This is a genomic window from Mesorhizobium sp. M7D.F.Ca.US.004.03.1.1 (assembly GCF_003998635.1).
Classification (GTDB): domain Bacteria; phylum Pseudomonadota; class Alphaproteobacteria; order Rhizobiales; family Rhizobiaceae; genus Mesorhizobium; species Mesorhizobium loti.
In genome coordinates, this window is the sequence record NZ_RZQG01000642.1 from 1 (window position 1) to 3,483 (window position 3,483).

Below are 3,483 nucleotides of genomic sequence, written 5' to 3' on the forward strand. Positions count from 1 at the left end.
TGTTTCAGCTATCCCGACGCTCAAGGTTGCGTAGGCGCCGTTCGGCGGCGCCTGAATAGAATCAAACGCTGCCCGCAAAAATTTTCCGACGGTCTGTCGGATAGCCTCAGCCCGCCCCGTCCTTGGGATGCCGACACGATGATGCCGGCTTCAACCGAGGACAAAGCATCATGTTCACCCTGTCATCCATAGGCCGCATCACCACCCGTTACATGCAAGCGCGCGCCCGCCATCGCAGCGAGCGCGCCCTGCTTTCGCTGCCGATCGAATTGCGCAAGGACATCGGCTGGCCGGAAATCGTTACCGACGCGCAAAATGGCCCCCGGATCTGCAGGGCTCCCTGACCCATGCAGCCGCGGAACCAGGCCATCGATGCCGGCCGCTACGCTGCTGGTCAGCGCTCTGATTGGGGGCCACCGACGCAAGTTCGTTTCACGCCTCTCGTTCAAGCCCGCCGGCTGCCCGGCCTATCCAGGGCCGGTCACCAAAAAATTTCGCGACCATGTAGGATCGCCGTCACCTCATGCGTCCTATGACTGGCAAGGCCAAACCCAAAGAGGAGCAAGACATGACTGATCAGATCCCCGTTCAGCCCGCAGCCAAAGTGCTCGGCGGATTGACCCCTTACCTGCAAATTGACGGCGCCTTCAAGGCCGCTGAATTCTACAAGAAGGCCTTTGGCGCCGAGCAGGTCTTTGCCTATCCGGCGGACGAAAAAGGCCGCACCATGCACATCCATCTCCACATCAACGGCTCGACGCTGATGCTCTCCGATTTCTATCCCGAAAACGGGATGCCCGCCGTCAAGCCGCAGGGCTACACCATGCAGCTCCATCTCGGCGCCGATGAAATCGATGCCTGGTGGAAGCGCGCCGTCGATGCCGGCTGCGAAGTCGCCGTGCCACTCCAGGTCATGTTCTGGGGTGACCAGTGGGGCAATATGCGCGACCCGTTCGGCGTCGAGTGGGCGATGAACGCGCCGGCGAAGAAAGCCTGATCTATCGCCAATGGCGAAGTCCCTCACCAGCTGGCGTCGGTGAGGCCCTGTGAACTTCCAGGAGGAAACCCACAATGTCCTATGTCGATGGCTTCGTGCTTGCCGTGCCCAAGGCAAATCTCGATGACTACAAGAGGCTGGCCAACCTCACAGGCCCTATATGGATGGAACACGGCGCGCTCGCCTATGTCGAATGTATCGGCGACGACGTGCCCTATGGCGAGTTGACCTCGTTTCCGCGTGCCGTGCAGGCAAAAGACGACGAGATCGTCGTCTTCTCCTGGGCCGTCTATGAATCGCGGGAGAACCGCGATGCCGTCATGGCCAAGGTGATGGCCGACCCGCGCTTGACACCCGATTGGGGCCCTATGCCGTTCGACGGCAAGCGCATGATCTTCGGCGGCTTCAAGCCATTCATGGAGCTTTGAGCAACTGAGCCCCCACCGCTTCGTCATCCTATGGCGGAGCAAGGAGCGAAGCGACGCGGCGCAGACCATAGGATCCATGCCGTGACCCAAAGGCGTTGCAACGGTGACGAATTCTGCCCCGTTGCATCCTTCGATCGAAGTCAGGGAATGGATCCTCGGGTCCCCGCGACGCCGCTTCGCGGCTGCTCCGCCCGTGGATGACGAAGCTTGGGGACTTCGGCTAAACTGCAGCAAGGGTGCTAATCCAGCTTGTCCAGCAGTGGCTTCAGCCGGTCTCCATAGCGCTTCCACAGATCGACCGAGCCCTGATACATCGGCTGGCGCACCTGCGCGGCGGATGCGGTGCGCACCGGCCGGTCGGTCTGGTGGAACGACAGCGCCGCATCGTCCCAGGGCAGGCCGAGATGGGCGATCAGCGCCCGCGTCTGGCCTTCCTGGTCGGCGACGAAATCCTCATAGCGCACATCGTGCACGACGCCTGGCAGCACCGTGTGCCAATGCGCCATGATGTCGGTGTACAGATTGTGGAAGTCGGCGAGTTCGCCGAGATCGTAGCCGTAACGGTGGCTGTCGCCGCGGAAATGCACCTTGTAGATCGACAGGCAGGTCGCCGCCGCATCGCGCGTGCAGTGGATGATCCTGGCCTTCGGCATCATCATGTGGATGAAGCCGACAAGCAGGAAGTTGCCCGGCATTTTGTCGGTGACGTGGCGCATGTTCGGATAGCGGGCATGCAGCATGTCGAGATAGGCTTGGCCTGCCTCGGCAAAATCCGAATCGCCGGTATCCGATACGCCCCAAGGGAAGCCACCCGGCATGGTCGCCGGGAACTGCTTGCCGACCGCCTTCTTCAAGAGGCTGAGCTCGCCTGCGCCATAGACCTGCGGATGGCTGGCAATGATCTGCTCGACCAGCGTCGTGCCCGAACGCGGCATGCCGACGACGAAGATAGGCGTATCGTCGCCGATTGAGCTGGGCTTGTGTTTCTCGAAGAAGCCGGCATCGAAGGTTGCCTTCATCGCCTCGAACTCGGCCCGCGTCTTGGCCTTGTCGTAATCGATGCCCTTGCGGCGGATTGCATTGCCCTCGGCGAAATAGTCGAAGGCCCGGCCATAATCCCTGAGATCGTCATTGGCCTTGCCGAGACCGAAGGACAACTGCATGCGCGACAGGCTGTCCTGCGGCGCCTTGGCATGCTGAGCCTCCATCCCGGTCAATTCGCTGTCGCGCTCCTTCTGGCGCTTGACCTGCGTCAGCATCAGCCAGGCTGTGGCCATGGCGGGGTTGATCGCCAACGCCTGCCGGAACAGATCCGCCGCCTCGTCGAGCTTGCCCTTTTCCATCAACCCGACGCCGAGCCCGTGCAGCAGGTCGGCATCCTTGGGGCGTATCGCCAGCGCTTCGCGGAAGGCAGCCAGCGCCTCGTCCAACCGCCCGGCTTCCTGCAGGGTTTCGGCAAGCCCGATGCGGGCGCGCACATGAAATGGGTTGCGAGCAACCGTGCCGCGATAAATCTCTTCGGCCTCCTCGAACTGGCCGACCTGCTTCAGCGACGAGCCGAGATTGTCGCGCGCCGCGAGCTGGTCCGGCCGCAGATCCACGGCGCCGCGGAAGAAATCGATGGCCGCTGTAGGGCGGCCGAGGTCGCGCATCACCGTACCGAAATTGTTGAGGAAATCGGGATTGGTCGGCTGCATGCTCACCGACCGTTCGATGAGATCCAGCCCTTCTTCGCTACGCCCGGTCTGGTGCAGCAGCAGTCCCAGGAAATGTGCAGCGGCCGCGTGCTTGGGCTGACGCGCCAGCACCTGCCGGTAGATCGTCTCGGCCTCTTGCCGGCGCCCGGCCTGATGCAGTTGCAGCGCCTGCTGCACATACTGGTCGAGGCCTAGCGGCGGCTGTCCTCCCGCGCCAGACCTGGCTCCCGCACCCGCTGCTCGTCTCTGATCTCTGTTAATGGGAAACCTGCCGTGTTTGTCCGCCTGCCGCGATCTAGGCCATTGGCGCGCCAGGTTCAAGTCTTCGCGTGGTTCCCCGCCCTTTCCGTCGCCGCGAAAG

4 protein-coding genes are annotated in these 3,483 nt (G+C 62.5%); 3 read left to right on the top strand and 1 reads right to left on the bottom strand.

Features of this window, described 5'->3' with window-relative positions; genetic code table 11:
* The first annotated feature begins 170 nt into the window (after positions 1-170).
* From EN935_RS40935 to EN935_RS27100, 3 genes are all read left to right on the top strand, one after another.
* Entirely contained in the window at positions 171-344 is a 174-nt protein-coding gene (locus EN935_RS40935) for a hypothetical protein (protein ID WP_164757872.1), read from the top strand.
* Positions 345-568: 224 nt separating this feature from the next.
* Positions 569-997 carry a glyoxalase/bleomycin resistance/extradiol dioxygenase family protein gene (locus EN935_RS27095; protein WP_127265484.1) on the top strand — a complete coding sequence of 143 codons (429 nt, stop codon included), beginning with the start codon at positions 569-571 and terminating at the stop codon, positions 995-997.
* Positions 998-1,071: 74 nt separating this feature from the next.
* Positions 1,072-1,425: a DUF1428 domain-containing protein gene (locus tag EN935_RS27100; RefSeq protein WP_109659825.1), complete on the top strand. Its 354-nt coding sequence runs from the start codon at positions 1,072-1,074 to the stop codon at positions 1,423-1,425.
* A 239-nt stretch (positions 1,426-1,664) separates the two neighbouring features.
* Here EN935_RS27100 and EN935_RS27105 read toward each other — a convergent pair whose 3' ends face one another.
* On the bottom strand, positions 1,665-3,299 hold the full coding sequence (locus EN935_RS27105) for a sulfotransferase (RefSeq protein ID WP_127265483.1): 1,635 nt from the start codon (positions 3,297-3,299) through the stop codon (positions 1,665-1,667).
* Positions 3,300-3,483: the final 184 nt, after the last annotated feature.

Excerpts from the sequence above, each read along its gene's own strand:
- EN935_RS27100 (WP_109659825.1), top strand. The coding sequence starts at position 1,072 with ATGTCCTATGTCGATGGCTTCGTGCTTGCCGTGCCCAAGGCAAATCTC.
- EN935_RS40935 (WP_164757872.1), top strand. The coding sequence starts at position 171 with ATGTTCACCCTGTCATCCATAGGCCGCATCACCACCCGTTACATGCAA.
- EN935_RS27095 (WP_127265484.1), top strand. The coding sequence starts at position 569 with ATGACTGATCAGATCCCCGTTCAGCCCGCAGCCAAAGTGCTCGGCGGA.